This window comes from Streptomyces sp. NPDC004667, assembly GCF_040609475.1.
In the GTDB taxonomy this organism is placed as follows: domain Bacteria; phylum Actinomycetota; class Actinomycetes; order Streptomycetales; family Streptomycetaceae; genus Streptomyces.
Window position 1 is genome coordinate 31860 of record NZ_JBEXKC010000042.1, and the last position, 25643, is coordinate 57502.

The following is a 25643-nucleotide window of genomic DNA, read 5'->3' on the forward strand; positions in this document are numbered from 1 at the left end:
TCTACTCCCCTCCTCCTGGTGCCCGGCGGGCCGTCAGGCGGTGATCCGGGCCGCCCTCGCCAGCGCACGGGCGGTGAGCACGCCCGCGAGGTGGCCCAGGTATTCGGCCGAGGTGCCGCGCCCGGGGACGAACAGCTCCCGGGGCTCGGCGCGGAAGGCGGCGAGCACCGCCTCCGTCGTGTACGGGCCGCCGCGCAGCCGGTCCTCGACCCCGCGCAGGCGCAGGGCGCGGGGGGTGGCTCCGGTGACGGCGATCCGCGGCCCGTCGGCGGTGATCCGTACGGCGGCGGCGCACAGCGGGTAGCGGGTGGCCCGGTCGGCGGCCTTCTCGAAGGCGGCGGCCGGGCCGGCGGCGGGCACCAGCAGGGCGGTGAGCACCGATCCGGCGGGCACCCCGCCGGCGGTGAACTCCTCGGCCCCCATCCGGGTACGCCCGCCGGGGCCCGCCAGTTCCACCTCGGCGCCGGCGGCGAGGGCGGCGACCGGCAGGTCGGTCGGCCGGTCCGGGACGGCCAGGTTGCCGCCGGTGGTGCCGAGATTGCGGACCTGGGGGTCACCGTTGGCGCGGGCCGCGGCGGCCAGCTCCGGCGCCGCGTCCCGCACCAGGGGGTGCGCGGCGAGTTCGGCGAGGGTGGTCAGGGCCCCGACGCGCAGGGTCCCGTCGGCGCCGGAGATCCCCCGCAGCTCCTCCAGGTGGCGTACGTCGACCAGCAGCCGGGCCCGGTCGGTTCCGGCGCGCAGGCCGGGCAGCAGGCTCTGGCCGCCGGCCAGCACCCGGGCGCCGGGCCCGGCGAGCAGGTCCAGGGCCTCGTCGAGGCCGAGGGGGCGGACGTAGTCGAATTCGGTGAGGATCACTGCGTCTCTCCCTGCAGGCGGCGCCACACCTTCTCGGGGGTGAGCGGCATGTCGATGTGCCGGACGCCCAGGTCGGAGAGGGCGTCGACGACCGCGTTGACCACCGCGGCGGCGGGCGGCACGGTGGCGATCTCGCCGGCCCCCTTGGCGCCGAGCGGGTTGTGCGGGGAGGGCGTGACGGTCCGGTCGAGGGCGAAGAAGGGGACGTCGGCGGCGCGCGGCAGGGCGTAGTGGTCCAGGTCGTAGCTGATGAGGATGCCGTTCTCGTCGTACTCGGCCGCCTCCATCAGCGCCTGGCCGAGGCCGTGCACGATGCTGCCCTCGATCTGGCCGTTGACGATCTTCGGGTTGCCGATGTTGCCGGCGTCGTCGACGGCGGTGTAGGCCACCACCTCGGTCTCCCCGGTGAGTTCGTCGACCTCGACGACGGCGACGTGCGTGCCGAAGGGGTAGTTGAAGTCCGGCGGGTCGAAGTGCGTGGTCTCGTCGAGGGCCGGCTCGATCTCGGGGGGCAGTCCCCAGCCGTACCACATGGCCATGGCCAGGTCGGCGAAGCTCTTGGTGTTTTCGGGGTTGCCGTCCTCGTGGACGGCTCCGCCCCGGTAGACGACCTTGTCCTCGGGGACGCCCAGGAAGACGGATCCGGCCCTGACCAGTTTGGCCTTGATCTTGCGGGCGGTGAGGGCGACGGCGGGGGCGGCCATGCTGTAGGAGCGGGAACCGTAGGTGCCCTGCCCGTAGGGGGCCTTGAGGGTGTCCCCCTCGTACACCTGGACCTGGGAGGGGTCGATGCCCAGCTCGTCGGCGGCGACCATCGCGAAGACGGTGTGGTGGCTCTGGCCGGTGGAGGCGGAGCCGACGGTGACGGTGACCTCGCCGGTGGGGTGGACGCGGATGTTCGCGCTCTCCCAGGTGCCGCCGAGCATGCCCTCCTTGGACATCCGTGTGGAGGGGCCGACCCCGCAGATCGCGACGTAGGTGGCGATGCCGACGCCGAGCCGTTTGCCGCGCGTACGGGCCTCGGCCTTGCGGGCGGGCATGTCGGCGTAGCCGGACAGTTCGATGGCCCGGTCGAAGTTCGGCAGGTAGTTACCGGAGTCGTAGGTCCAGCCCAGACCGTTGTCGTACGGGAAGGCCTCCTTCGGCACCAGGTTCCTGCGCCGGACCTCCGCCGGGTCCATGCCGATCTCCCCGGCGTAGCGGTCGACGAGGCGTTCCATCAGGAAGGCGGCCTCCGCGCGCCCGCTGCCGCGCTGGGCGCCGAGCGAGACGGTGTTGGTGAAGGCGGCGTAGACCTCGCAGAAGGCGGCGTCGACGGCGTACATGCCGGTGATGGAGCGGCCCATCAGGGCGGTGGCGACGCCGGGGCCGATGGTGGAGGGGTAGGCGCCGAGGTTGGCGTAGCTGGTGCAGCGCACGGCGGTGATGCGGCCGTCGCGGGTGCCGGCGAGGGTGACGTGCTGGCGGTGGTCACGGCCCTGGACGGTGGAGTTCATCAGCCCGGTGCGGGTGTCCACCCATTTCACGGGCCGGCCGAGCGCCTTCGACAGGAGCAGGACGAGCGGCATGTCGGGGTAGAGGTAGCCCTTGGTGCCGAAGCTGCCGCCGACGGTGGGGGCGATCACCCGGAGCTTGTTGAAGGGGATGCCGAGGACCAGGGCGGAGAGCAGGAAGCGGTGGTTGTGCGGGCCCTGGGTGGTGGCGTAGAGGGTGTACTCGCCGGTGGCGGCGTCGTAGTCGCCGACCGCGCCGCGCGGCTCGATGGGGCTGTTGATGGTGCGCTGGTTGACCAGGTCGAGCTCCACCGTGACCTCGGCCGCGGCGATGGCCGCGTCGGTGCGGTCCTTGTCGCCGCAGGTCCAGTAGGCGTTCAGGTTCCCGGGGACGGCCTCGTGCAGCTGCGGCGCGCCCTCGGCGAGGGCCGCGTCGGCGCGGGTGACCACGGGCAGCGGCTCGTACTCGACGGAGATCGCGGCGAGCGCGGCGGCGGCCTGGCGCGGGGTCTCGGCGACGACCACGGCGATGGGGTCGCCGACGTGGCGGACGGCGTCGCCGGTGAGGACGGGGCGGGCGCCGGGCAGCCCGTAGGGGTGGGGCGGGAAGTGGCTCTCGACCCCGCCGGGGATCCAGATGCAGGGCAGCGGCATCACGTCGGTGAAGTCGGCGGCGGTGGCGACCTTGAGGACGCCGGGCATCTGTTCGGCGGCCTTGGTGTCGATGGAGAGGAGCCTGGCGTGGGCCACCGGGCTGCCGAGGATCGCCATGTGGGCGGTGCCCGGCAGGTCGATGTCCGCGACGTACGTGGCCTCGCCGCGCAGCAGCTGCGGGTCCTCGCGGGCGTCCATCGGCCGCCCGAGGACGGCGTGCTCCTCGGGCTCCGCGGCGGTCGCGGGCGGTGCGTCCGCCACGGCGGTGGCGTCCTGCACGGCGGTGGCGTCCCGTACCGGTGCTGCGTCCTCCACCGCGGTGGCGTCCCGCACCGGTGCGGTATCCACGGCTGTGGCGCCTTCGACGGCCGTGCCCCCGCCGGTCACGGCGGTCTCCCCCGTCACTGCGGTCATCTCCCTCACCCCTCCCGTCCGGGCGCGCCGGCCGCGGGGGCGGGGGCGCAGGCGCGCTGCACCCCGCGGACCACGCTGTGGTAGCCGGTGCAGCGGCAGAGGTTGCCGGTGAGCCACTCGCGGATCTCGGGCTCGGTGGGCGGCTCGCCGCCGGCGGTGTTCTCGACGAGCTCGCCGAGGGCCATGACCATGCCGGGGGTGCAGAAGCCGCACTGGGTGCCGTGCTCCTGGCGCAGGGCCTCCTGGAGACCGGTCAGCTCTCCGCCGCGCTCCGCCACGCCCTCGATGGTGGCGACCTCGGAGCCGGCGGCCGCGGCGGTCAGGACCAGGCAGCTCTTGACCGACCTGCCGTCGAGCCGGACCACGCAGGTCCCGCACGTGCCGGTGTCGCAGCCGACCTTGGTGCCGGTGAGCCCCAGTCCGTCGCGGAGCCGCTCCACGAGGAGTTCGTTGGGCCGCGCCGTGAACCGCTCCGGTCTTCCGTTCACGTTCAGGTTCAGGTTCAGGTTCAGATCCATGCGAGCGCCTGCGCTTCCGTGAGCGACCGGTTGTAGAGGGGACCGCCGGGCTGCTGGAGCATTCCTCCGGAGTGCAGCGGGCCGGTGTCGACGGGCACGAATCCGAGGTCCGTGATGATGCCCGCGACGATTTCCTTCGCCTTCGCGTCGTCGCCCGCCGTGAAATGGGCCAGCCGCTCGGACGGCTGTCGTCCGGGGGCGGTCCCGGCGACGGCGAGGGTCTCGAAGTACATGGTGTTCAGGGATTTCACGATCCGGGCGCCCGGATACCACTCGGCGACCAGTTCGCTGGAGCCGCGGCCGGTGGGGTCGGCGGCGCCCCCGGGGCCGTTGAAGGCGTTGGTGGCGTCCACCAGGACCTTGTCCTGCACGACGTGCGGGGGCAGCAGCCCCCGCACGGTGGCGAAGGGCACCATCAGCACCAGGAGGTCGGCCTGCCCGGCCGCCTCGACGGGGCGTCCCGCCGCGGCGCCGGGGCCGAGCTCGGCCAGCAGCGGGGCGAGCGATCGCGGCCCGCGCGCGTTGGCGAGGACGACCTGGTGGCCCGCCGCCACGAGGATCCTGGCGAGGGTCGAGCCGATCCGCCCGGTGCCGATGATGCCTGTCCGCATGAGGACTCCTCGATCGGGGGTCCGGCCGGGTGGACCTCAGTCCATTCCGATCCAGACCGACTTGGTCTGCGTGTAGCTCTCCAGGGATTCCGGTCCGCACTCGCGTCCGTAGCCGGAGGCCTTGTAGCCGCCGTAGGGCACGGAGGGGTCGTACTGGTTGTAGCAATTCACCCAGACCGTCCCCGCCTTGATCTGCGAGGCGACCCGGTGGGCCCGCCGCAGGTCCTTGGTGTGGACCCCGGCGGCGAGGCCGTACGCGCTGTCGTTGGCGATGCGTACGGCGTCCTCCTCGGTGTCGAAGGGGATGATCGACAGGACGGGTCCGAAGATCTCCTCCTGGGCGATCCGCATGGAGTTGTCGACTCCGGTGAAGACGGTCGGCAGGAAGTACAGGCCCCTGCTGGAGGCTCCCTCGGGGGTCCAGCCGGCGCCTCCGGTGCGCAGGACCGCGCCTTCCTTCTCGCCGACCTCGATGTAGGAGCTGACCTTGTCGAACTGGCCCTGGTGGGCGAGTGGTCCGAAGAGGGTCCCGGGGTCGCGCGGGTCGCCGGGCTTGAGGTCGGCGGCGCGGCGCACCAGGCGTTCGACCATCTCGTCGTGGATGGGGCGGTGCAGCAGCAGCCGGGAGCCGGCGGTGCAGATCTCGCCCTTGTTGTAGTAGATGCCGAAGAAGGCGAGTTCCTCGGCGGCGTCGAGGTCGGCGTCGGCGAAGACGATGTTGGCGGACTTGCCGCCGAGTTCCATCGTCACCTTCTTCAGGGTGCCGGCCGACTTGCGGATGATCGACTGGCCGACCGCGGTGGAGCCGGTGAAGGCGATCTTGTCGATGCCGGCGTGGCCCGTGAGGGTCTCCCCCAGTTCCACGCCGGGACCGGTGATGACGTTCAGCACCCCGTCGGGGATCTCCGCCTCCTGGAAGAGTTCGGCGATCTTCAGGGCGGTGAGCGGGGTGGCCGGGGAGGGCTTGTGGACGACGGTGTTCCCCGCCGCGAGGGCCGGGGCGATCTTCGTCATCGACAGCAGGAGCGGGAAGTTGAAGGGGGTGATGGCGCAGACCACGCCCAGCGGTTCGCGCAGCGTGTACGCGAGCTGTCCGCCCGCCGGGGCCCGGGAGGACCCGTCGACGCGGGTGACCGCTCCGGCGTAGTAGTGCATCAGCTGGGCGGCCATGGGGGCGTCGACGGTGCTGGAGAAGGCGAACGGCTTGCCCATGTCGACCGTCTCCAGCAGGGCGATCTCCTCCAGGTCCCGCTCGATCAGTTCGCCGACCCGGTTCAGCCGCAGCGCGCGCTCCTGGGCGGAGAGCCGGCTCCAGGGACCTTCCTCGTAGGCCGTGCGCGCCGCGGTGACGGCGGCGTCGGCGTCGGCCGCGGAGGCCTGGGCCACCGGAACGATCTCCTGTCCGTCGATCGGGCTGACGTCCGGTTCGGTACGGCCGTCCCGGGCGGGGATCCATCTGCCGCCGATGAACAGCTTCCCGGGGTTGGCCAGAGGTCGGTCGCTGAGCACGCGCTGGGTCATGGCTGCACCTTCCGGTGTCGCGGGGGCTAGCCCTGGTCGAGCTGCTTCAGGAACGTCTCGGCGAGGGCCTTGGAGGAGTACGGGTTCTGGCCGGTGGTGAGCCTGCGGTCCACCACCACGTGCGAGTCCCAGATCGCTTCGGCCTTCTCGTAGCGGGCGCCGAGCCGGGTGAGTTCGGCCTCCAGGATCAGCGGGAGCCGGCCGGCCATGTTGGTGACCAGTTCCTCGGCGTGCGAGAAGGCGGTCATCCGGTAGCCCTCGAACGGCCAGCGGCCCTCGCCGTCGCGCAGGGACAGGAGCGCGGTGTGACCGTGGCAGACCGTGGCGAGCGGCTTGTCCCGATCGATGGCCCAGCGCAGCAGCTGGGCGAGTTCGTCGGACTTGGGCAGGTCGCCGATGGCCCCGTGGCCGCCGCTGATGTAGATGCCGTCGTAGTCGGCGATGTCCTTCTCGCCGAGGGTTTCCAGGGCGATGGGGTGCTGGAGCTGGGGGGTCTGCCCGATGACGCGGACGTACTCGGCGGCGTTGGCCGCGTCCTCGTCCGGGGAGCCTTCGGGCCGGACCCACCGCAGGAAGCCGGGGTCGATGCTGGTCTGGTCGACCGTGGGCGCCCGGCCCCCGATCGTCGCCACGTCCACGGCGTGGCCGGCGGCCCGGAAAAGGGTATAGGGAACGACGAATTCCTCGGCCCAGAATCCCGAGGGGTGCTGTTCCCCGTCCAGGAGATGAAGCGTGGCCTTTGCCGTCATGACGACGAGAATCTTCATGATTCTCTCCTTGTTCTGGATTCGCTGCCGATTCAACACGCCCCCTTCCAGGGGCGTAAGGGGTGGACGTCAGGCCCGCGATACTTCGTCACGTGCGTCCAACGCCGAGATGATCGCGCGGAATTCACCGACCAGGGGGTGGTCGGGAAGGGCTTCCGCAAATATGCGCTCCCCGTACAGGGTGGCCATTTGTGGCACGTACGGGAGAATTCCGGCCAGCGGAGCCCCGTAGACCTCCTCGGCCCGTCGGCGGACGGTCTCCCGGTCGACGCCCTCGGGGGCCATGCTCAGTACGAGGGCCCGCCGGCAGACCAGCCGCCCGGCCAGGGCGATGGTCTCCTCGACCCCGGAGAGGTCGACGCGGTCCGCCCGCGCCATGATCAGGACGATGTCGGCGCTGCCCATGGCGGTCACCGACTCGTTGTTCAGTCCGGCGTGCGTGTCGAGCAGCAGCACGTCGAGCGCGAACCGCTGCGCCAGCCGGTCGAAGCCCTCCGGGAGCAGCCCCACGTCGTAGCCGGTGGTCATCAGCTCCCGCAGGGCCGCAGTGCCGGACCGGGCCGGTACGACGTACAGCCCGGGCAGGACGGTGCGGCGGGCCGCGGCTTCGATCTCGCAGCGGCCCAGCAGGTAGTCGGCCAGCGAGCCGGGCCCCGGTGCGAGCCCGAACAGCAGGTCGAGGGTCGGCGACTGGAGGTCGGTGTCGACCGCCCCCACCCGCAGTCCCCCGGCGGCCAGCAGGACCGCGAGGTTGGCCAGCACCGAGGTCTTCCCGGTGCCGCCGCGGTGCGAGTGCACCACGATGGTCCGGGTCATCACGCCACCACCCGGTAGCCGTCGCCGGCCACGTGCGGCCCCCGCGCCGCACGTGGCCGGTGCAGGGCCAGCATGGTCACGTCGTCGTGCTGTTCGGCGGTGCCGGTGTGGCGGCGCACGGCCAGGTCCATCCGGTCCACCACGTCACGGCCGCTCGCCGGGGGGCCGGCGAGCAGCTCCAGCATCCGTTCGTCGCCGAGGAAGCTGCCTTCGGGGCAGCGGGCCTCGGGTACTCCGTCGGTGAACACGAACAGGGTGTCGCCCGGGTCCAGCTGGGCGTAGCCCAGGGTGTAGACGCAGTCGGGCAGCACGCCGACGGCCGGTCCCGTCACGTCGAGCGGCCGGGGCAGGGCGCCCTCGCCGGAGAGCAGCAGCGGCGGGTTGTGGCCGCCGTTGATGTAGACGAGGCTGCCGGTGAGCGGGTCCAGGACGCCGAAGAAGAGGGTGGCGAAGTAGCCCTGGCGCAGGTGGTTGCGGGTGAGGTAGCCGTTGGTGGCGGTGACCGCGTTGAGCAGCGGGGTGGCGCCGACGACCGGGGTGCGGCGGCTGCCGCCGGTGCGGCCGGCCGCCATCAGGTGCTGGAGTCCGCTGTTCTCGGCGGTGTGGCGCAGCAGGGAGCGGATCAGGGCCATGAAGAGGGCGGCGCCGACGCCCTTGTCGCAGACGTCGGCGACGACGACGGCGAGGCGCCGGCCCCGGGAGAGTTCGAAGACGTCGTAGAAGTCCCCGGCGACCTGACGGGCGGGGCGGAAGCGCACGTCGATCTCCCAGCCCTCGGGGACGGGCAGCGATTCGGGCAGGAAGCCGGCCTGGATCTCGCGGCCGATCTCCAGTTCCTTCTCGTATCCCATGAGTTCGGCGCGGGCGTCGGCCTCGCGCAGGGTGCGGCCCAGTCCGGCGCGCTCGGAGCAGCTGTGCAGCCGGGCCCTGACGAGGGCGGGCAGGAAGGGCGGGACGAGGTAGTCGTGGCCGAGGGTGACGTGCCGCTCCAGTGCGTCGAAGGCCGTGACGGTCCAGACGACCACGACGGGGGCTCCGGCCCGGCGGCGCAGCCGGCGTACGGCGCTGCGCACCGCTTCCCCGTCGGCCTCGGCGGGGGCGAGCAGCACGTCGGCGGGAGGCAGGGCCTCCAGTCGGCCGAGCAGCAGCTCGGACAGCGTGCGGGTGACGAGTTCCGCGTCCATCAGCCGCAGTGCTTCGAGCAGTTCGGCGGGTGGCGGCGGGTTCGCGTCGAGGATGATCACGGTGGTGGAGGGCATGCGTCCGTCCCCTCGGCCTTGACGGTCAGCGTGCTGATGTTGCGGCCGTCCCTGCGGGCGTAGGCGTACGTGTCCACGCTGGTCAGGGCCAGGTGGATGCCGAGGCCGCCGACCCGCCGCCGTTCCGGGGGGATCCCGGGGGCGGGGGGCAGGCGGCCTTCGACCGGGTCGAACGCGGGGGCGGTGTCCTCGATGACGATCCGCACCCCGTCGGGACCCGAGCGGCCGCGGACGGTGATCCGTCCGTCGCCGCCCCGGTACCCGTGCATCACGATGTTCGTGGCCAGCTCGTCCACCGCCAGCCGGATCCGGTACGCGGCCCCTTTGCCGAGGCCCGCCCGGCCGGCCAGCAGCAGGACGAACGCGGCGATCTCGCCCAGTGCCCCCACGGTGGCGGGCACCTCCAGTACGGCGGGCTTCCTCGCCAGTCCGACCATCTCACTCACCGCGCGGGCGGCAGCGGTGCTCAGCCATCGGACAGCTGGATGCTGCGGTCGAGGCCCGCCGTGCGGATGGTCCGGGAGACGGGCTCGATGGCTCCGACCACCTTGATGGTGACGCCGGAGCCCACCTTCTGCTGGGCGAAGACCAGGGAGCGCAGCCCGGCGCTGGCCATGTAGCCGACCCCGGCCATCCTGATCTCGACGGTGCCGGTGCCGTGGCCGGCGGCCTTCTCGATCGTCTGGTGGAAGTCGGGGGCGGTCTTCGCGTCCAGCTCGCCCGTCAGTTCGATCACGGTGGTGTCGCCCTCGATGCTCAGGGACACGGAAAGCGGCATGTCAGGTCTCCTTCGGTCGGGGCGGCTCAGTCGTCCCGGGGGTCGGGGTCGTTCGCGCGGCCGACCAGGATCACGACCGAGCGCGGGCCGATCAGGTACTTGCCGGCGTTGTCCAGCTCCTGTTCGGTACCCGGGGTGCGGATGTCGTGCGGCGCCTCGGCGCCGGTGTCCGCGAACAGGTGCCAGCTGCGGCCGCCGGGCAGCGCGGGCAGTTCCAGGTCGTGCGGCTCCCAGTGGGAGTTCATGGCCACGTAGACCACGTCCTCGTCGCCGACGCCGCAGCGGGCCACCGCCAGCAGCCGGCTCTCCGCCGACCAGTCGGGCTGCCAGGCCCGCTCCCCGTGCCAGCTGATGTCCGGCAGGCCCAGGCTGTCGCGCAGCCGGCCGGTGGGGTGCGAGGTGGAGCGCAGCTCGCGGTGGCGCCCCCGGAAGCCGATCATCTCCCGGGTGAACCGGAGCAGTTCGGCGTTCTCGTCGACCTGGTCCCAGTCGAACCAGGAGAGCTCGTTGTCCTGGCAGTACGTGTTGTTGTTGCCCTGCTGGGTCCGCGCGACCTCGTCCCCGGCCAGCAGCATCGGGATGCCCTGGCTGGTGAAGAGGATCGCGAGGGCGTTCTTCATCTGGCGCAGCCGCAGCGCGTTCACCCCGGGGTCGTCGGTGGGCCCCTCCGCGCCGCAGTTCCAGCTGGCGTTGTCGTTGCCGCCGTCGTTGCCGCCCTCGCCGTTGGCCTCGTTGTGCTTGTCGTTGTACGAGACCAGGTCGGCCAGGGTGAACCCGTCGTGCGCGGTCAGGAAGTTGACGGAGGCCGAGGTCCCGCGGCTGGAGTAGAGGTCGGGCGAGCCCGCGATCCGGGTCGCCAGCTCTCCGGTGACCCCGGGGTCGCCCTTGAGGAAGCTGCGGACGGTGTCGCGGTACTTGCCGTTCCACTCCGCCCAGCGGCCGTAGGCCGGGAAGTTGCCGACCTCGTAGAGGCCGCCCGCGTCCCAGGCCTCGGCGATGAGCTTGGTGTGCCGCAGGACCGGGTCGAAGGCGAGCAGTTCCAGCAGGGGCGGGTTGGGCAGCGGGGTGCCGTCCGCGGACCGGCCCAGGATGGCGGCGAGGTCGAAGCGGAAGCCGTCGATGTGGTAGTCGGCGACCCAGTGGCGCAGGCAGTCGAGCACGAAGTTGCGCACGACGGGGTGGTTGCAGTTGACCGTGTTGCCCGTGCCGCTGAAGTTGAAGTAGTACCCCTCCGGCGTGAGCATGTAGTACGTGGCGTTGTCGAGGCCCTTGAAGGAGATGGTCGGGCCCAGCTCGTTGCCCTCGGCGGTGTGGTTGAAGACGACGTCGAGGATGACCTCGATGCCGGCCGCGTGCAGGTCCTTGATCAGGGTGCGGAACTCGTCGCCCTGCATCCCGTAGCGTCCGGTGGCCGCGTAGCCGGCCTTCGGAGCGAAGAAGGAGACGGTGTTGTAGCCCCAGTAGTCGTAGAGCTTCTCGCCGGTCTCCGGGTTGCTGCGCGGGTTGTCGCTCTCGTCGAACTCGAAGACGGGCAGCAGCTCGATGCAGTTGACCCCGAGCTCCTTCAGGTACGGGATCTTCTCGCGCAGCCCCGCGAAGGTGCCGGGGGCGGTGACCTGCGAGGAGGGGTGGCGGGTGAAGCCGCGCACGTGGGTCTCGTAGACGACGAGGTCCTCGGCGGGGATCCGCAGCGGGGTGTCGTCGCCCCAGTCGAAGTCCTGGAGGCAGACCCGCGAGCGGTACTGGTAGCCGCGGCTGCGGTCCGGTTCCACGCCCCACACGTCGCGGCCGGCGATCAGCCGGGCGTAGGGGTCGGAGAGGACCTGCCGGGCGTCGAAGCGGTGTCCGGTGGCCGGGTCGAAGGGTCCGTCGGCCCGGTAGCCGTACTCGATGTTCTCGTGGTCGAGGCCGAAGACGGTCATGGCGAAGACGCTGCCCGTGCGGAATTCCTCGGGGAACTGCAGCTCGGCCATCGGCTCGGGCTCGCCGCGCTTGAAGATGACCAGGGTCATGGAGGTGGCCTGGTCGGAGAAGACGGAGAAGCTGACCCCGCCCGGGACCACGTTGGCCCCGAACGGGAACGGCTTGCCGGCGCGGACGCGGTACCCGCCCACCTCGTGGGTCGGGTACGCGTCCACCCGCAGCACCTGGTCGGAGGAGGTCTCGCTCATCGCGCGACCTTGGCCCTGGCCGCGGCGGCCGCGGCCTCGCCGGTCTCGAAGAAGTCGAGGAAGCCGGTGGCCGACATGACGAACCGGACTTCCTCGCTCACCCCGTACAGGGTGACCGCGACGCCGACGTGCTGCGCCTCCCGGTAGATGACGAGCAGGGTGCGCAGGCCCGCGCTGGACACGTAGGTGACGGCGGTCAGGTCGATGCGCAGCGGCCGGCCCTCGCGGACCAGCGGCAGGAGTGCCTGGAGCAGGGCACCGGAGGTCTCGCTGTTGATCTCGCCGGTGGCGACGAGCACGGTGCCCGACTTGTTCCGGCGTTCCTTGACGGTCAGAGTCATTGCATTCCCCTCGTGTTGGGGCGCCCCCCGTTGAGCGCTACTTCTGGTTCACCGGCCGGAGCCGGACCTTGACCTTGACCCGTCCCTGGACGTCGGGGAGGTGGACGGTCAGCTCGTCCGCGTCGAATTCCTCGTACGGCTTCTCGTCGATCTCCACGGACGCGATCCGCACCGAGCCCGCGGGCAGCAGGTCGGGCGAGACGCGCAGGGTCCGGCCGGGCAGGTCGGTCGGGTCGGGCTGGAAGTGGAAGTCCATCTCCCGGCCGTTGACGAGCAGGTTGTTGTAGACGGCGGCGAGGTAGCAGAGCTCCGCCGAGTGGTACATGGACATCGAGTGGCTGCCCTTGAGCCGCTCGGTGCCGAGCAGGTACGGCGTGCCGCTGGCGAGCACGTTGAAGTACACGGCTCCCTCGTCGTGGTCGAGGAAGAAGGTGTTGTAGAAGGCCTGCGCCTGCCGGGCCTCGCGCAGGTTCGCGTCGCCGCCGACCGTGCCGCCCAGGATGAGGTAGGCGAGGATCGCCTGTTCCTGCTGCCACCAGGCCTTGCGGTCGTGCCAGGCGAAACGATACGTCTCCTCGTCCCCCCGCTTCACCCGCTCCACCACGTCGTACCAGCCGCCCCGCTGGACGTCGCTGCCGACGGCCGGCATGATCTGGCCGATCTTCCGGGCCAGCTCCTCGTACGCCGGCTTGGCCTTCAGGGAGTTCATCCGCATCAGGTTCCAGGCGATCTTGAGGTTGTGCCCGACGACCGCGCGGTTCTGCTGCCAGCTGTGCGCGGTGTCGTGCGACCAGTCGCGGAAGAAGCGCTCCTGGACGAACGGGCTGTTCTCGTAGTCCGGGAACCGGTCCGCGATGGTGTCGAAGGTGTACTCCAGGAAGTCGGCGTACTTCTGCTCGCCGGTCGCCAGGTACAGGTTGATCAGGTACGCGGGCGCGTGGTCGCCGACCGAGTTCCAGTTCTTGCGCTCGGCGTTCTCGCCCAGCGACTCGTGGTCGGGGCTGAAGAGGATCGGGTCGATGTGCGAGTAGTAGCCGCCCTGCTCCTCGTCCTTGAAGAACTTGTCGAAGAGCCGGATGGTGGCGTCCGCGTCGTTCCTGATCCGGGCGTCACCGGTGACCCGGTAGGTCTGGATGGGGCCGGCCAGCGCGTAGATCTGCTCGTACATCGGGATCGCGTCGTAGTCGTCGGAGAACTCCGAGGTGAACAGCTTGCGCTCGCTGTCCCCGTCGACGCTGATGCCGTGGTACCAGAAGACCACGTCCTCCTCGGTGTCGACGACCCGCATGTGCTTGCGCAGGTACTCGGTGCCGCGCTCGGCGATCTCCAGGTACTCGTCCTTGCCGGTCAGCAGGTAGGCCGAGGCCATGCCGTAGACCAGCCGGGAGATCGTGTCGGTCTCCTGGACGTGGCTGGCGGTCTTGTCCCCGCCGAGACGGATCTCGGTGCGGTACTGCGTGAAGTCCACCGGCCCGTCGCCGAACTGGGCCCGCTTGTAGAAGTCGGCCAGCGACTCGATCTGCTTGATCCACCAGCCGGTCTCCTCGAACCGGTAGTCCTCGGCCCCGCGGCCCAGGAACACCAGCCGCTTGGCCTCGAACTTCCCCTCCCCCTCGGGGTAGTGGACCCCGTAGACGAAGAGGAAGCGGCCCGGGGAGAGCATCTCGTCGATGTGCCCGGAGGCGTCGATGTACGGCTCGTCCAGGTTGCGCACCAGCTCGGCGCTCGGGTCGCCGGCGAGCGAGACCTCGAACTCGCGCTCGTCCGCGGTCTTCAGGCGCAGCAGCCGCGCCCCGGAGTCGAAGCGGACGACGTAGCCCGCGATCGTGTCGGAGAAGGAGAAGCCGGGCGTGCTCGCCATGTCATGCACCGTCCTTGTCGTATGAGCGGTCGTCCTCGAATCCCTGGCTGACCTCGACGATCACCCCGTCGGGATCGCGGACCCACACGGTCCGCCACCCGCAGACGAAGTCGTCGAAGTCCAGCGGCCCCAGGGTCACCTCGGCCGCGTCGCCCAGCTCCGCGAGGAACGCGTCGACGCTGTCGGTCTGGAAGGCCAGGTGCCGTATCCGGCCCGGGGCCGGCGGGCCGTCCTCGTGCGCCGTGCGGGCCGGCTCGGCTCCGGCCGCGAAGAGCTCCAGGTACGCGTCCCCCTTGCGCAGGAACACGATCCGCTCCTCCCCGAGGTCGACCACCCGGGCCCGGGTGAAGCCGAAGTGGCGGGTGTAGAACTCCTCGGTGGTCTTCTGGTCCGTGCAGTTGAGGCCCACGTGCGACCAGACCATCGCGCCGCCCGTCGCGCCGCCCGTCCCGCCCGCCATCAGCCGGCCCTCCGGCCCCGCCCGGCGGCGAGCAGCTCGATGATCCGGCGGGCGAAGAGGTGGTGGTGGGCTCCGGTACGGCCGGTGACCAGGTCCCCGTCCACCACCACGTCCTCGTCCACGTACTCGGCGCCCATGTTGCGGATGTCGCCGATGAGGTTGTTGTGGCAGACGACCTTGCGGCCGCGCACCTTGCCCGGGATCGAGGACGCCAGCCACATGCCGTGGCAGATGATCCCCTTGAGCACCGTGGGCTCCTCGAACGCCCGGCGCAGCAGCTCCGTCGCCGGGGCCGGTACGTCCACGTCCTCGGTGTAGCGCAGCCGGTCGGCGACCATGCCCGAGGGCACGATGAGCGCGGAGTAGCCGCGCAGCTCCTCGTCGGCCAGCCCCTCCAGGGAGCGGTCGGCGGTGAAGGGCGCCCGGTACTCGTGCCCGGTGAAGGTGAGGGAGTCGTTCCCCCACAGCCGGGTCAGGAAGTCGACCCGGGCGCCCTCCTCCGCGAACCGGCGCTGGTAGTAGAAGATCTCGGGCTCGTAGAAGTCGCTCTCGACCAGGACCGCGATCCGGGTCCCCGACAGCGCGCCCTCGCGCAGGACCACGTCAGGCACGGGATTCCCCCCTGTTCCGGCCTCCGATGAAGTCCGCCGCTCGTTCGGCGATCATCGCGATGGCGGTGTGGCAGTTGCCCGACGGGACGGCGGGCATCACGCTCGCGTCGACGACGCGCAGGTTGCGCACGCCGTGCACCCGCAGCTCCGGGTCCACGACGGAGAGGTCGTCGACGCCCATGCGGCAGGAGCCGGCCTGGTGGTGGTAGCTCTCCGCCTTCTGCCGCACGAAGGTCCGCAGCTCCTCGTCCGAGGCGTACCCCGGCCCCGGCTGGAGCTCCTGCTTGTACCAGGGCGAGAAGGCGGAGGTCGCGAAGAGCTCCCGGGCGGTCCTGACGCCCTGCACCATCCGCTCCAGGTCCCACCGGTCGCCCAGGTAGTTCGGGTGGATCAGCGGGTGGGCCAGCGGATCGGCGCTCGCGAGCCTGATCCAGCCCCGGGAGACCGGGCGCACGACGCCGGGCAGGATGGACACCGTGTTCGGGTGGTCCTGGCCGACGATCACGTCGAACGGGACGTGGACGAAGGCGATCTGCAGGTCCGGGGCCGGCAGACCGGGCCGCGAGGACAGGAACAGAGCGCTCTCGGAGAGGTTCTGCGCGGGCGGCGGCAGTTCCTGGGTCACCTCGGCCATGAGCCCGGTCAGCACGTGGTTGTGGAAGTTCTCGCCGACTCCGGGCAGGGCCGCGGTGACCTCGATGCCGTGCTCGCCCAGCTGCTCGGGGTGCCCGATCCCGGAGAGCAGCAGCAGCTTCGGGGACTCGATCGCCCCGGCGGCCACGATCACCTCGCGCCGGGCCCGTACGGTGTGCCGTCCGGGCGCCGCCGCCCGGCTGTGGCCGTCGCGCACGGTGCGGCCCGGGATCTGCTCCGGAGCCCGGAGCTGTTCGTACTCGACGCCGGAGCAGGTGTCCCCGTCGAAGAGCAGCCGGGTGGTCTGGGCGCTGGTGCGCAGGGTCAGGTTGGGCCGTTCCAGCGCCGGTTCCAGGTAGGCGGCCAGGGTGCCCTGGCGGCGGCCGTCGGCCACGTCGATGTGGTGCCAGCCGGTGCCGAAGAGACCGCGCCGGGGGCCGTCGGTGTTGAAGTCGGCGATCTCCCGGTGGCCCAGTTCGACGGCCGCGTCGATGAAGGCGCGGGAGACCGGGTTGGGGCCGTGCAGGCCGGCGTTGGTGACCCGCTGCGGGCCGTCGGTGCCGGTGGTGGGCGCGGTGGGGTCCTCCTGGCCCTCCAGCAGGGCGAAGTACGGGAGCACGTCCTCGTACGCCCAGCCGGCCGCGCCCTGGTAGGCCCAGTTGTCGAAGTCCGAGGCGTGGCCCCGGACGTGCATCATGATGTAGAGGTTGCTGCTGCCGCCGGGGGCCTTGCCGCGCGGTTCGTACGTACGGCGCCCGCCCAGGCCCGGCTGCGGGACGCTGGTGTAGCCCCAGTCGACGGGCCCGCCCAGCAGCTTGTACCAGGAGGACGGGTCGTCCACCTCGGGCGGGATCCGGGAACCGCCCGCCTCCAGGACCAGGACCGAGACGTCCGGGTCCGCGGAGAGGCGGTTCGCGAGGACGCTGCCGGCGGTGCCGGAGCCGACGATCACGTAGTCGTACTGCTCTGTGGCCACGGGTGCGTTCCTCCCCCCTCAGTCCTGGCCCAGCACCTGGAAGGGGACGGTGTCGTGGTAGTTCGCCATGTAGGCGATGCGTCCGTCCACGATCCGGAAGAAGTTCATGACCTCGGCCTCGATCGCCTCGCCGGAGGCGCTGACGGCGGTGAGGTGGGAGACGGCGGCGGCCTTCTCCCCGTCGACGAGGAAGTGCACGGGCTCGTTGCGGAAGACCCGGTACATGGTCCCCATGCCCTTCATCATCGAGCGCAGGGTCTCCAGGCCCTCGATGTGTCCGGCCAGCTGCTCGTCCATGACCTGGTCCTCGGCGAACAGGTCGCACCAGCGGTCCCAGTCGCCCGCGTTGGCATACTCGTAGTACCTGGTGAGGATCGTTCGGGCGTCGTCCGTCGCGCTCACTGCAGTCATCCCCCTATCGGTCCCTGCGGGTTCCGTCCGGCGCGAAGGGCGCCCAGAACTGGCTGAAGGCGGAGGCGGTGTCGCCGAAGAGCCCGTCGCGGCCCTCGACGATCCGGCCGTCCCGCCAGCGCATGAAGTGGAAGACCGGGTAGTCCATCCGCTCGTACGGGGTGGTGCTCGCCGGGTCGGCGCCGTCCCGCAGCGCGACGTTGCGGCACACGTCGGCGCTGCAGTCCTCGCCGACCAGGACAGCCTCCAGGTCCATCCGGAAGGTGCCGCCCGTGAGCTTGTGGGTCTGCCCCATCAGCTCCAGGAAGGCGTCGAGGCTCTCGTACCAGCCGGCGAGGGGGTGGTTGCCCGGCACCAGCCAGCGCAGGTCCTCGGAGTAGTACTCCAGGATGCGGGCCCGGTCTCCGGAGCCGAGGGCGCGGTAGGCGGCCTCGACCCGCTCGCGGGTCACTTCGCTCATCGTGGCCGTCCTCTCAGAGCGAGACCGAACCGGGCATCGGCGTGAGGTCGTTGACGGTGTACTGCTTGATCAGCGGCCCGTCCGGGCCGGCCACCACGGTCCAGGTCTGGTCGGCGTCGAAGCCACCCCACTGGCTGCGGGCGGCCGGCGCGTCCCAGATCTTGAACTGCCAGTTGACGATGACCCGGACGACGGCCCGGTCCCCCTCGACGACCGGCTCCACCTTGGTGACCGTGTGCACCTCGTCGAAGAACCGGTTCGTGACGGCGTCGTACCAGCGGGCGAAGCCCCGGTGTCCGAGGAAGGTGTCCTCGGGGACCTTGAGCTCCAGGTCCTCGGTGATGAGGGCGAGGACCTGCTCCAGCGGGAGGTGGCGGTCCAGGGCCACGTACCAGTTCTCGGCGAAGGCGCGGATCGCGTCCTCGGTCAGCCGCTCGGCGGGCATGCGGTCTCCTCCTGTCCGTACGGGATGGCTGTGCTGGTCGGTCAGATCTGGACGTCGACGAGGTACGGGCCGGGATGGGCCAGCATCCGGTCGACCGCGGCGGCCGCCTCGTCCGGCTTCTCCACCCGCGTCCCGTCGGCGCCCAGCGCCCGGGCCAGCCCCGCGAAGTCGATCTCGGGGCGGGAGAGGTCGAAGGAGCCCGGGAAGGGGTGCTCGGCGATGTCCCGTTCCCGCCAGTACTGGGCGATGTTGTCGTCGAGCAGCCGGTACTTGCGGTTGTTGCAGACCACGAACTTGGCGTCGATCCCGTACCGGGCGGCCGTCCACAGCGCCTGGTGGGTGTACATCGTGCCGCCGTCGCCCGCGAAACCGACCACGAGCCGGTCCGGGTGGGCGAGCTTGGCGCCGACCGCTCCCGGGAAGCCCACGCCCAGCGATCCGCCGCGGGTCAGGTGGTAGTCGCCGGGCCGCTCCGGCGGCAGGTACCGGGTCACCAGCGGCGAGGTGGTCAGCGCCTCGTCGAAGACGATCAGGTCCCGCCCGGTGCGCTCGGCCAGCGTCCGCAGGAAGACGGCCATCGGCGTGCCGTCGTCGTCCGTCGCGAGGTCCGCACGGGCCCGCTCCCGGGTCCGTACGTCCAGCCGCGCCGCGGCAGCGGCCCGCTGCGCCGGGGTCAGCCGCTGCTCCAGTACGCCGGCCAGCGCGCGCAGCGCCTGGCGCGGATCGGCGGCCAGCCCCAGGTCCACGGGGTGGTTCTTGGCGATCTCGTAGGCGTTCAGGTCGATGTGCACGACCTTCGCGCCCGGCCGGAAGGGGTTCTCCAGCTCGGGGAACACCTCCGGGAAGACGTAGGTGCCCACGATCAGCACCGCGTCCGCGTTCCCGACCAGCTCCTTGCTGTGCGGGCCGAACATGTGGCCCGTCTGGCCGCGCCGCAGCGGGTGCGAGGCGGCGATGTTCACCTCGGAGGAGTCGACCTCGAAGACGTCGGCGCCCAGCAGTTCGGCGACGGAGACGAGTGCGGCCTGCGCCCCGGAGAGCGCCACCCCGTCCCCGACCAGGACCACCGGCCGGGCGGCGCCGGCGAGCAGTGCGGCCGCCCGGCCCACCGAGGCGGGCGAGGGGGCCACGTCGGTGAGCGGCACCGTGGCGGGCAGCACGGGCTCGGAGTTGAGCTCGTCCAGCACGTCCATGGGCAGTGCCACGAAGACGGGGCCGCGCGGCGGGGTGAGGGCGATCTTCACGGCCCGCCGCACCGTGCGCAGCACGGACCGCGGGTCGGTCACCCGGGTCGCGTACTTGGTGACGGGCCTGGCCATGGCCACCAGGTCGCAGGCCATCTGCGCGTCCATGGCGTCGTAGCGCACCCCGGCGTCACCGGCGACCACGACGAGCGGGGTGTGGCCGCGCAGCGACTGGTAGAGCATGCCTATGCCGTTGCCCAGGCCCACACCGGAGTGCAGCTGGAGCAGGGCCGCGCCGCCCGTGGCGCGGGCGTAGCCGTCCGCGATGCCCGCGGCCACGGTCTCCTGGAGCGCGAGGACGTAACGGAAGTCCGCCGCCGCGTCCACCGCGTCGAGGAATCCCTGTTCCACCGTTCCCGGATTTCCGAACATCACCTTCAGGCCGTCGGCCTTGAACTGCTCGATCAGCCTTTCCCGGCCGGGAGTCGCTTCGGCGTTCACGGTATTCCCCCTTTTCCTCCCGTGGTTCGCGGAATTACCAGCCGTAGCGGGTGAGGCCGTCTTCCAGGACTTCCACGATCTTCTGCCCGGTGAGGTAGGAGTCCGGGGTCGAACGTCCCGTCACGAAGGGGTAGTCGACGATCACGGAGACCGGCTTGCCGAAATTCCCGTGATAGGCGCCGCGCGGGCCCGTGGCATCGCGCAGGATGTACTCCAGCGGGTACGGGGGCGGGCCCATGTTGAAGTCGGTACCGAGGAATCCGGTGCCGTCCTTGTAGTCGTACTCCTTGCAGTGGCCGGTCACGTGCTTGCCCCAGACGATGCTCTTGCGGTCGTCCCAGTCCCGGGCGAAGGCCAGGCAGGCGACCCCGTAGCACTCGGCGGCCACGACCTTGCCGGCCTTCTCGAAGGCCAGGATCAGGGCGTGCACGCGCTCGTTGTTGGCGAGGTCGGCGATGGGGCCGCTGCCGCCGACGATGAGGATCGCGTCGAAGTCCGCGATGTCGGCGTCGAGCTTGTCCAGGTCGCGGTGGTACTGCTCCAGCTTGCGCAGATAGCCCTCGTCGCTCGTGTACGGGCGCTCGGGCACCCAGGCCTCGATGTCGAGCGGCGAGTCGAGCCGGCTCGACTGCTCGAACTCGCGGCCCAGCCGGGCGTTCTCCTCGGTGGTCACCGAGCGGCCCAGCGGGGGGTCGATGTAGTGCGCGTCGAGGCTCGGCGGAAGTGCGTGGGCGCGCTTTCCGGTCGGCGTGGCGAATACGGTCTCATAGCCCCGCTCATCGAACTTCGATACGGGACCGATCAGTTCCTCGGCCCAGTAACCGTGTTCGGAGACAATGACCAGAATCTTTCTGCTCACAGATTCCTCCAGGCGCCGCCTGTTGTCGTTGGCGTCCCCCACACTGCGTGCGCCCGGTGCCCGCGTCAAAGGGCCCGAATGCGACTTCGTGAGGTAGCGGGCAAGGTGGTCCGGGCACCTCACGTAGTCGTCCCGCGAGGTCATGAAGTACCCGCCGGACTTCCTGACCTCGGCCGGATCGATGAACCTTTCCCGGATCCCCGACTTATGGTCTGGACGCGCCGTGGGCCCCGGGCGGGCCGGGGGCACGAGTGCGCGAGGAAAGGGACGGGGACGATGACGATGGACCTGTTGTGCACGCACGTCGACCGGATACGTCCGGTGAGGGCCGGCTCCGAGGGCTGTGAGGAGTGCCTGCGGTCCGGTGACAGCTGGGTGCACCTGAGGATGTGCCTGAGCTGCGGGCACGTCGGCTGCTGCGACTCGTCGAAGAACCGTCACGCCACACGGCACTACCGGACCACCGATCACCCCATCGCGGCCTCGCACGAGCCCGGCGAGGACTGGGCCTGGTGCTACGCCGACAAGCTGATGCTGGACCCGGCGTGAGCGCGGCCCGGGACGGCGCCACCGCCCCCGCCACGCCCGCCCCCGCCACCACTGCCTCCCCCGCCACCCCCTCCTCCCCCACCACCGCCGACACCCCGGCCGGCGCCGGGGCGGCCGCCGAGCGCGCGGAGAGCCGCAAGCCGGTCATCCTGGCCGTGGACGACGACCCGCAGGTGCTGCGGGCCGTCCGCAGGGACCTGCGCAGCGCCTACGGCGACCGCTACCGGGTGCTCGGCGCCTCCTCCGCGGCCGACGCCCTGAAGATCCTGGACTCCCTCGACGAGCGCGGTCACGACCCGGCCCTGTTCCTCGTCGACCAGCGGATGCCCGACGTGACCGGCGTGGAGTTCCTGCTGGAGGCCGTCAGCCGGTTCCCGGACGCGCGCCGGGTCCTGCTCACGGCGTACGCGGAGACCGACGCCGCGATCACCGCCATCAACCGGGTGCGGCTGGACTACTACCTGCTCAAGCCCTGGGACCCGCCCCACGAGCGGCTCTTCCCGGTCCTGGACGACCTGCTCTCCGACTGGCTGGCCACCTACCGGCCGGCGTACGACGGGATCATCGTCGCGGGACACCTGGTCTCCCCCGGCACCCACGCCGTCCGGGACTTCTTCACCCGCAACGGGCAGCCGTTCCGCTTCCTGAACGTCGAGCGCGACCCCGAGGCCCTGACGGTGATCGCCGCCGCGCAGGCGGACGCCGCGCTCCCGCTGGTGCGCTTCCCGGACGGATCGGTGCTCTCGGCCCCGAGCGACACCGAGCTGGCCCGGCGCCTCGGCCTGGCCACGACCGCCTCCCGCCCGCACTACGAGTGCGTCATCGTCGGAGCCGGGCCCGCCGGGCTCGCCGCCGGGGTGTACGCGGCCTCCGAGGGCCTGTCCACGCTGATGCTGGACTCTCGCGCCCCGGGCGGTCAGGCCGGCACCTCCAGCCTGATCGAGAACTACCTCGGCTTCCCCTCGGGCCTCTCCGGCGGCGACCTGACCCGCCGGGCCACCATCCAGGCCGCACGGTTCGGCGCCGAGATCCTGCACCCCGTCGAGGTGGTCTCCCTGACCCGGGACGACCCGGCGAAGATCCTGACCCTGTCCGACGGTACGGAGATCAGCGCCGAGACGGTGCTGCTGGCGACCGGGGTCTCGTACAACCGGCTGGACGCCCCCGGCGCGGACCGGTTCGAGGGCGCGGGGCTGTACTACGGCGCGGCCACCACGGAGAGCTCGGCCTGCATCTCGCAGCAGGTGTTCATCGTGGGCGGCGCCAACTCGGCCGGGCAGGCCGCCGTCCACTTCGCCAAGTACGCGGCCCGCGTGACCATCCTGGTCCGCGCCGCCTCCCTGGACGCGAGCATGTCCCGCTACCTGATCGACGAGATCGAGCGGACCCCGAACATCGAGGTCCGGGTGCGCACGACGGTGGTGGCGCTGGACGGCGACGAGCACCTGGAGCGGATCACCCTGCACGACGGCGACACCGGTGCGGACACGGTCACCCCGGCCCGGTTCATGTTCACCTTCATCGGCGCCCGCCCGCACACCGACTGGCTGGCCGGGGTGGTGGAGCGCGACGAGTACGGCTTCGTCCTCACCGGTTCCGACCTGATCGCCAACGGCGGCGAACTCCCGGCGGAGTGGAGCCTGGAGCGCGCCCCCTACCCGCTGGAGACCAGCGTCCCCGGGGTCTTCGCGGCGGGCGACGTACGGGCCCACTCGGTCAAGCGGGTCGCCTCGGGCGTCGGCGAGGGCGCCATGGCGGTGTCGCTGATCCACCGCTACCGCTCGATGGGCTGAGAGCGAACGGCCGAACCCTTGCGATCAAGAGGAGAGCGGATGCAACGTTGATTACATGATTACAGCCGAACAGAGCGAGAAGCTCCGCGCGTGGTTCGCCGAGCGCCTGCCGGTGGACGTCTACGAGTCCCTCGTCTCGGTCACCGTCGACCGGGAGGAGATCACGGTCGTCGGCACCGCCCCGGCGGCCGAGTCCGTCAAGGAGTTCCGCGAACGCACCCGCGAACAGCGCATCGAGGTCGCCCGGGAGGCGGAGGAGCTCTACCGCCGCAAGGTCGCCTGGGGCGTGCGCTCGGGTGAGGAGACCACCCTCTTCACCCACCTCGCCGTCCCCGTCATGACCCGGCTGCGCCAGTCCGAGCGCCAGGTGCTCGACACCCTCGTCGCCGGGGGCGTGGCGCGCAGCCGGGCGGACGCCCTGGCCTGGTGCGTCCGCCTCGTCGGGAGCAACACCGACACCTGGCTCGCCGAGCTGCGGGAGTCCCTGGACAGGGTGCGGCAGGTCCGCGCCGAGGGCCCGGACATCCAGAAGTCTGAGTCCGAGTAGGGGAACCCCTCGCCGGGCACGCATGATCCCGGAAGGGTAGCCGGGACCACCTGATCCCAGGGAGAGGCACGCACACCATGACCACGACCGTCGAGTACATCCGCTACCGGATCGCCTCGCAGGACCAGAAGGCGTTCGAGGAGGCGTACGCGAGGGCCGCCGAGGCCCTGGCCGCCTCGCCCGAGTGCATCGACTACGAGCTGGCCCGCTGCGAGGAGGAGAAGGAGCGCTACATCCTCCGCATCCGCTGGACCTCGATCGACGACCACCTGAACGGCTTCCGCAAGGGCGAGCACTTCCCGGCGTTCTTCGGCGCGATCCGCCCGTACGTGACGGCCATCGAGGAGATGCAGCACTACCTCGTGACCGGTGTGGCCGGTCCGGGAAAGGCCGCCGGTCAGTCATGAGCACCACGCCCACGATCTACGAGTGGATGGGCGGCGCGGAGGCCATGCGCCGCCTCACCGACGTCTTCTACGCGCACGCCCTGCAGGACGAGATCCTGGCCCCGGTCTTCGCGGGCATGGACTCGGAGCACCCCCAGCACGTCGCCGTCTGGCTGTCGGAGGTCTTCGGCGGCCCGGCGGAGTACTCGGCGCACCACGGCGGTCACCAGCACATGGCCACCAAGCACCTGGGGCGCGGCATCACCGAGAAGCAGCGCCGCCGCTGGGTGGACCTGCTGCTGGACACGGCCGACGAGGTCGGCCTCCCGACGGACCCGGAGTTCCGGGCGGTGTTCGTCTACTACATCGAGTGGGGCACCCGGATGGCCCTGATCTACTCGGGGCCCAACCCGCCGCCGGTGGACGCGGCGAAGATCCCGGTCTGGTCCTGGGGCCAGACCCCGCCGTGGGTCCCCAAGACCCCGGCGAACGGGTAACCACCGTGGGGGCGGCCGGGGCCGCCCCCACGGGCGTTCCCGGGCTCCGGGGCCCTCAGTCCTCGCCGGGTCGACTCCGGGGCCCTCAGTCCTCGCCGGGTCCCGGGCGCGCGGCCCGGGACGGCGCCCCGTCCGGAGCGGACCCGGCCAGCAGCACCCTCAGCGGCGCGGCCCCCTCGGCCTCGCGCCAGAAGTCCACGGCCTCCTCCAGGACCTCCCGCAGCGTCTCCCAGTCGTCCGGCCGCTCGGCCGCGTACCCGCGCCAGGAACCGACCACGAGGAGCCTCCCGGGTGCCGGCGGCAGCCACGACAGGTCCACCAGTACGTCGGCCAGCGCGTCCCAGTTCCCGCCGAACCACTCCGGCGCCCGCAGGGCGTCCGCGCACCGCCGCATCAGCGCGGCCTTGCTCCGTACGCCGTCCAGGTCCAGCCGTACGACGGCCCAGCCCGCTTCCTCGGCGGCGGCCAGCGCTGGGGCGAGCGGCTGCGGGTCCAGGCTCATCGGAGAACCGCCTTGAAGGTCTGGTAGTGGTCGTCCGTGTAGTAGAACTCCCCGCCCCCGCCGGTCACGATCCGACGGGCCCCGCGGTCGCGTTCGCCCGGGGTCCGCACGGTGAACTCGTGGTAGTAGCCGCGTTTCTGCTTCGGCAGGACCTTCTCGAAGTTCCCGAAGACGGTCCCGTCCTGCCGGTACGCGTACGGCCCGCCCCTGTCGATCAGGGCCAGGACCTCGCGCGCCTGCTGCGGCAGCGCGTCGGCCCGCACGGTGGCCATCCCCGCGGCCCACCCGGGGGCGTCGCGGGCACCCGCGCTGGCACCCGTACCCGCGCTGGCGGCGGGCGGCGGGGCGGCCTTCCCGCCGCAGCCCGCCGCACCGACCAGTACGGCGCACAGGAACAGAGCCCCCAGCACACGCAGGAGCGACCGGGGCACGTTCCGAAGGATCATGCACCGATCGTGCCAAATATCCGATTCGCTCGCGAATCGCCTGATGGCGTCAGAACCCTGGCGGGCTCAGAGCACGGACATCTTGGTGTACGGACTCAGGATTCGTTTCTGGACCGACCCGAAGTCGACGAGGACGGCGATCCCCTCCTCGATCCCGACGACACGGCCGAGGCCGTGCTCGTCGTGACTCACCCGGTCGCCGACGCTGAACTGCCGGAGCGGCGGTTCCACGGGGGCCTTGAACGGGCTGGACGGCAAATGGCGGCGAGGTACTGCTGACTTAGTCATCGAAGCCAGTATGCGCCCCCGGGGCCGCCCCGCGGT

29 protein-coding genes are annotated in these 25643 nt (G+C 71.4%); 5 read left to right on the top strand and 24 right to left on the bottom strand.

All coding sequences use genetic code 11. The annotated features are described in order from the left end of the window. Nucleotides 1-33: 33 nt before the first annotated feature. From ABZW32_RS22980 to ABZW32_RS23080, 21 genes are all read right to left on the bottom strand, one after another. Entirely contained in the window at nucleotides 34-855 is an 822-nt protein-coding gene (locus ABZW32_RS22980) for an FAD binding domain-containing protein (protein ID WP_356218573.1), read from the bottom strand. Next, complete coding sequence (locus ABZW32_RS22985) at nucleotides 852-3416, bottom strand: xanthine dehydrogenase family protein molybdopterin-binding subunit (RefSeq protein WP_356218574.1); 2565 nt, start codon at nucleotides 3414-3416, stop codon at nucleotides 852-854. The genes ABZW32_RS22980 and ABZW32_RS22985 overlap by 4 nt, the downstream gene beginning before the upstream one ends. 5 nt (nucleotides 3417-3421) lie before the next feature. Continuing rightward, nucleotides 3422-3934: a (2Fe-2S)-binding protein gene (locus ABZW32_RS22990; protein WP_356218576.1), complete on the bottom strand. Its 513-nt coding sequence runs from the start codon at nucleotides 3932-3934 to the stop codon at nucleotides 3422-3424. Beyond that, the gene (locus ABZW32_RS22995) at nucleotides 3925-4545 is read right to left on the bottom strand and encodes an NAD(P)-binding domain-containing protein (RefSeq protein WP_356218577.1); all 621 of its coding nucleotides are present in this window, start codon (nucleotides 4543-4545) and stop codon (nucleotides 3925-3927) included. Before ABZW32_RS22995 ends, ABZW32_RS22990 begins: the two co-directional genes overlap by 10 nt. Before the next feature lie 36 nt (nucleotides 4546-4581). Then, the gene (locus tag ABZW32_RS23000) at nucleotides 4582-6066 is read right to left on the bottom strand and encodes an aldehyde dehydrogenase family protein (RefSeq protein WP_356218579.1); all 1485 of its coding nucleotides are present in this window, start codon (nucleotides 6064-6066) and stop codon (nucleotides 4582-4584) included. A 26-nt stretch (nucleotides 6067-6092) separates the two neighbouring features. Continuing rightward, the gene (locus ABZW32_RS23005) at nucleotides 6093-6833 is read right to left on the bottom strand and encodes a type 1 glutamine amidotransferase domain-containing protein (RefSeq protein WP_356218581.1); all 741 of its coding nucleotides are present in this window, start codon (nucleotides 6831-6833) and stop codon (nucleotides 6093-6095) included. Nucleotides 6834-6902: 69 nt separating this feature from the next. Further along, on the bottom strand, nucleotides 6903-7649 hold the full coding sequence (locus ABZW32_RS23010; protein WP_356218583.1) for a MinD/ParA family protein: 747 nt from the start codon (nucleotides 7647-7649) through the stop codon (nucleotides 6903-6905). Then, nucleotides 7649-8908, bottom strand: a complete 1260-nt coding sequence (locus tag ABZW32_RS23015) for a PP2C family protein-serine/threonine phosphatase (RefSeq protein ID WP_356218585.1) — start codon at nucleotides 8906-8908, stop codon at nucleotides 7649-7651. The genes ABZW32_RS23010 and ABZW32_RS23015 overlap by 1 nt, the downstream gene beginning before the upstream one ends. Continuing rightward, nucleotides 8890-9345: an anti-sigma regulatory factor gene (locus tag ABZW32_RS23020; protein ID WP_356218586.1), complete on the bottom strand. Its 456-nt coding sequence runs from the start codon at nucleotides 9343-9345 to the stop codon at nucleotides 8890-8892. Before ABZW32_RS23020 ends, ABZW32_RS23015 begins: the two co-directional genes overlap by 19 nt. A 29-nt stretch (nucleotides 9346-9374) precedes the next feature. After that, nucleotides 9375-9686, bottom strand: a complete 312-nt coding sequence (locus ABZW32_RS23025) for an STAS domain-containing protein (RefSeq protein WP_266837856.1) — start codon at nucleotides 9684-9686, stop codon at nucleotides 9375-9377. A gap of 26 nt (nucleotides 9687-9712) precedes the next feature. After that, a complete protein-coding gene (gene glgX / locus ABZW32_RS23030) occupies nucleotides 9713-11857 on the bottom strand; it encodes a glycogen debranching protein GlgX (protein ID WP_356218589.1) in 2145 nt (714 codons plus the stop codon). Further along, on the bottom strand, nucleotides 11854-12198 hold the full coding sequence (locus ABZW32_RS23035; RefSeq protein WP_356218590.1) for an STAS domain-containing protein: 345 nt from the start codon (nucleotides 12196-12198) through the stop codon (nucleotides 11854-11856). The genes glgX and ABZW32_RS23035 overlap by 4 nt, the downstream gene beginning before the upstream one ends. Nucleotides 12199-12235: 37 nt before the next feature. Beyond that, entirely contained in the window at nucleotides 12236-14059 is a 1824-nt protein-coding gene (locus ABZW32_RS23040) for an AGE family epimerase/isomerase (RefSeq protein ID WP_356218592.1), read from the bottom strand. 1 nt (nucleotide 14060) lies between these two features. Further along, nucleotides 14061-14519: a VOC family protein gene (locus ABZW32_RS23045; protein WP_356218593.1), complete on the bottom strand. Its 459-nt coding sequence runs from the start codon at nucleotides 14517-14519 to the stop codon at nucleotides 14061-14063. After that, complete coding sequence (locus ABZW32_RS23050) at nucleotides 14519-15130, bottom strand: DJ-1/PfpI family protein (RefSeq protein WP_356218595.1); 612 nt, start codon at nucleotides 15128-15130, stop codon at nucleotides 14519-14521. Before ABZW32_RS23050 ends, ABZW32_RS23045 begins: the two co-directional genes overlap by 1 nt. Then, complete coding sequence (locus tag ABZW32_RS23055) at nucleotides 15123-16739, bottom strand: GMC oxidoreductase (RefSeq protein WP_356218596.1); 1617 nt, start codon at nucleotides 16737-16739, stop codon at nucleotides 15123-15125. The genes ABZW32_RS23050 and ABZW32_RS23055 overlap by 8 nt, the downstream gene beginning before the upstream one ends. A gap of 18 nt (nucleotides 16740-16757) precedes the next feature. Then, entirely contained in the window at nucleotides 16758-17150 is a 393-nt protein-coding gene (locus ABZW32_RS23060) for a nuclear transport factor 2 family protein (protein WP_356218598.1), read from the bottom strand. 4 nt (nucleotides 17151-17154) lie between these two features. Beyond that, nucleotides 17155-17610: a nuclear transport factor 2 family protein gene (locus ABZW32_RS23065; protein ID WP_030234069.1), complete on the bottom strand. Its 456-nt coding sequence runs from the start codon at nucleotides 17608-17610 to the stop codon at nucleotides 17155-17157. Between the two features lie 13 nt (nucleotides 17611-17623). Beyond that, nucleotides 17624-18055, bottom strand: a complete 432-nt coding sequence (locus ABZW32_RS23070) for a nuclear transport factor 2 family protein (RefSeq protein WP_356218600.1) — start codon at nucleotides 18053-18055, stop codon at nucleotides 17624-17626. A gap of 41 nt (nucleotides 18056-18096) precedes the next feature. Next, complete coding sequence (locus ABZW32_RS23075; protein WP_356218602.1) at nucleotides 18097-19740, bottom strand: thiamine pyrophosphate-binding protein; 1644 nt, start codon at nucleotides 19738-19740, stop codon at nucleotides 18097-18099. A 34-nt stretch (nucleotides 19741-19774) separates the two neighbouring features. Then, nucleotides 19775-20599 carry a type 1 glutamine amidotransferase domain-containing protein gene (locus ABZW32_RS23080; protein ID WP_356218603.1) on the bottom strand — a complete coding sequence of 275 codons (825 nt, stop codon included), beginning with the start codon at nucleotides 20597-20599 and terminating at the stop codon, nucleotides 19775-19777. Nucleotides 20600-20875: 276 nt separating this feature from the next. Here ABZW32_RS23080 and ABZW32_RS23085 point away from each other — a divergent pair, with 276 nt between their 5' ends. The 5 genes from ABZW32_RS23085 (at nucleotide 20876) to ABZW32_RS23105 (ending at nucleotide 24371) form a co-directional block, all read left to right on the top strand. Next, entirely contained in the window at nucleotides 20876-21148 is a 273-nt protein-coding gene (locus ABZW32_RS23085; protein WP_356218605.1) for a UBP-type zinc finger domain-containing protein, read from the top strand. A gap of 155 nt (nucleotides 21149-21303) precedes the next feature. Next, entirely contained in the window at nucleotides 21304-22941 is a 1638-nt protein-coding gene (locus ABZW32_RS23090; RefSeq protein WP_356218628.1) for an FAD-dependent oxidoreductase, read from the top strand. 55 nt (nucleotides 22942-22996) lie between these two features. Next, nucleotides 22997-23488, top strand: coding sequence for a hypothetical protein (locus tag ABZW32_RS23095; protein ID WP_356218607.1), 492 nt, complete (start codon nucleotides 22997-22999; stop codon nucleotides 23486-23488). 77 nt (nucleotides 23489-23565) lie between these two features. Then, entirely contained in the window at nucleotides 23566-23895 is a 330-nt protein-coding gene (locus tag ABZW32_RS23100; RefSeq protein ID WP_356218608.1) for an antibiotic biosynthesis monooxygenase, read from the top strand. Then, a complete protein-coding gene (locus tag ABZW32_RS23105; protein ID WP_356218610.1) occupies nucleotides 23892-24371 on the top strand; it encodes a group II truncated hemoglobin in 480 nt (159 codons plus the stop codon). The genes ABZW32_RS23100 and ABZW32_RS23105 overlap by 4 nt, the downstream gene beginning before the upstream one ends. Nucleotides 24372-24456: 85 nt before the next feature. On the opposite strand, the gene ABZW32_RS23110 is transcribed toward ABZW32_RS23105, so the two are convergent. From ABZW32_RS23110 to ABZW32_RS23120, 3 genes are all read right to left on the bottom strand, one after another. Next, nucleotides 24457-24873, bottom strand: a complete 417-nt coding sequence (locus tag ABZW32_RS23110; RefSeq protein WP_356218611.1) for a barstar family protein — start codon at nucleotides 24871-24873, stop codon at nucleotides 24457-24459. Beyond that, a complete protein-coding gene (locus tag ABZW32_RS23115) occupies nucleotides 24870-25319 on the bottom strand; it encodes a ribonuclease domain-containing protein (RefSeq protein ID WP_356218613.1) in 450 nt (149 codons plus the stop codon). The genes ABZW32_RS23110 and ABZW32_RS23115 overlap by 4 nt, the downstream gene beginning before the upstream one ends. A 66-nt stretch (nucleotides 25320-25385) precedes the next feature. Beyond that, nucleotides 25386-25607: a CarD family transcriptional regulator gene (locus tag ABZW32_RS23120; protein ID WP_266837885.1), complete on the bottom strand. Its 222-nt coding sequence runs from the start codon at nucleotides 25605-25607 to the stop codon at nucleotides 25386-25388. Nucleotides 25608-25643 lie beyond the last annotated feature (36 nt).

Excerpts from the sequence above, each read along its gene's own strand:
- ABZW32_RS23085 (WP_356218605.1), top strand. The coding sequence starts at position 20,876 with ATGACGATGGACCTGTTGTGCACGCACGTCGACCGGATACGTCCGGTG.
- ABZW32_RS23070 (WP_356218600.1), bottom strand. The coding sequence starts at position 18,055 with ATGCCCGCCGAGCGGCTGACCGAGGACGCGATCCGCGCCTTCGCCGAG.
- ABZW32_RS23035 (WP_356218590.1), bottom strand. The coding sequence starts at position 12,198 with ATGACTCTGACCGTCAAGGAACGCCGGAACAAGTCGGGCACCGTGCTC.
- ABZW32_RS23100 (WP_356218608.1), top strand. The coding sequence starts at position 23,566 with ATGACCACGACCGTCGAGTACATCCGCTACCGGATCGCCTCGCAGGAC.
- ABZW32_RS23045 (WP_356218593.1), bottom strand. The coding sequence starts at position 14,519 with ATGGCGGGCGGGACGGGCGGCGCGACGGGCGGCGCGATGGTCTGGTCG.
- ABZW32_RS22990 (WP_356218576.1), bottom strand. The coding sequence starts at position 3,934 with ATGGATCTGAACCTGAACCTGAACCTGAACGTGAACGGAAGACCGGAG.
- ABZW32_RS23040 (WP_356218592.1), bottom strand. The coding sequence starts at position 14,059 with ATGGCGAGCACGCCCGGCTTCTCCTTCTCCGACACGATCGCGGGCTAC.
- ABZW32_RS23000 (WP_356218579.1), bottom strand. The coding sequence starts at position 6,066 with ATGACCCAGCGCGTGCTCAGCGACCGACCTCTGGCCAACCCCGGGAAG.
- ABZW32_RS23060 (WP_356218598.1), bottom strand. The coding sequence starts at position 17,150 with ATGACTGCAGTGAGCGCGACGGACGACGCCCGAACGATCCTCACCAGG.
- ABZW32_RS22985 (WP_356218574.1), bottom strand. The coding sequence starts at position 3,416 with ATGACCGCAGTGACGGGGGAGACCGCCGTGACCGGCGGGGGCACGGCC.
- ABZW32_RS23095 (WP_356218607.1), top strand. The coding sequence starts at position 22,997 with ATGATTACAGCCGAACAGAGCGAGAAGCTCCGCGCGTGGTTCGCCGAG.
- ABZW32_RS23010 (WP_356218583.1), bottom strand. The coding sequence starts at position 7,649 with ATGACCCGGACCATCGTGGTGCACTCGCACCGCGGCGGCACCGGGAAG.
- ABZW32_RS23015 (WP_356218585.1), bottom strand. The coding sequence starts at position 8,908 with ATGCCCTCCACCACCGTGATCATCCTCGACGCGAACCCGCCGCCACCC.
- ABZW32_RS23105 (WP_356218610.1), top strand. The coding sequence starts at position 23,892 with ATGAGCACCACGCCCACGATCTACGAGTGGATGGGCGGCGCGGAGGCC.
- ABZW32_RS23005 (WP_356218581.1), bottom strand. The coding sequence starts at position 6,833 with ATGAAGATTCTCGTCGTCATGACGGCAAAGGCCACGCTTCATCTCCTG.
- ABZW32_RS23025 (WP_266837856.1), bottom strand. The coding sequence starts at position 9,686 with ATGCCGCTTTCCGTGTCCCTGAGCATCGAGGGCGACACCACCGTGATC.
- glgX (WP_356218589.1), bottom strand. The coding sequence starts at position 11,857 with ATGAGCGAGACCTCCTCCGACCAGGTGCTGCGGGTGGACGCGTACCCG.
- ABZW32_RS22995 (WP_356218577.1), bottom strand. The coding sequence starts at position 4,545 with ATGCGGACAGGCATCATCGGCACCGGGCGGATCGGCTCGACCCTCGCC.
- ABZW32_RS23020 (WP_356218586.1), bottom strand. The coding sequence starts at position 9,345 with ATGGTCGGACTGGCGAGGAAGCCCGCCGTACTGGAGGTGCCCGCCACC.
- ABZW32_RS23115 (WP_356218613.1), bottom strand. The coding sequence starts at position 25,319 with ATGATCCTTCGGAACGTGCCCCGGTCGCTCCTGCGTGTGCTGGGGGCT.
- ABZW32_RS23120 (WP_266837885.1), bottom strand. The coding sequence starts at position 25,607 with ATGACTAAGTCAGCAGTACCTCGCCGCCATTTGCCGTCCAGCCCGTTC.
- ABZW32_RS23065 (WP_030234069.1), bottom strand. The coding sequence starts at position 17,610 with ATGAGCGAAGTGACCCGCGAGCGGGTCGAGGCCGCCTACCGCGCCCTC.
- ABZW32_RS23110 (WP_356218611.1), bottom strand. The coding sequence starts at position 24,873 with ATGAGCCTGGACCCGCAGCCGCTCGCCCCAGCGCTGGCCGCCGCCGAG.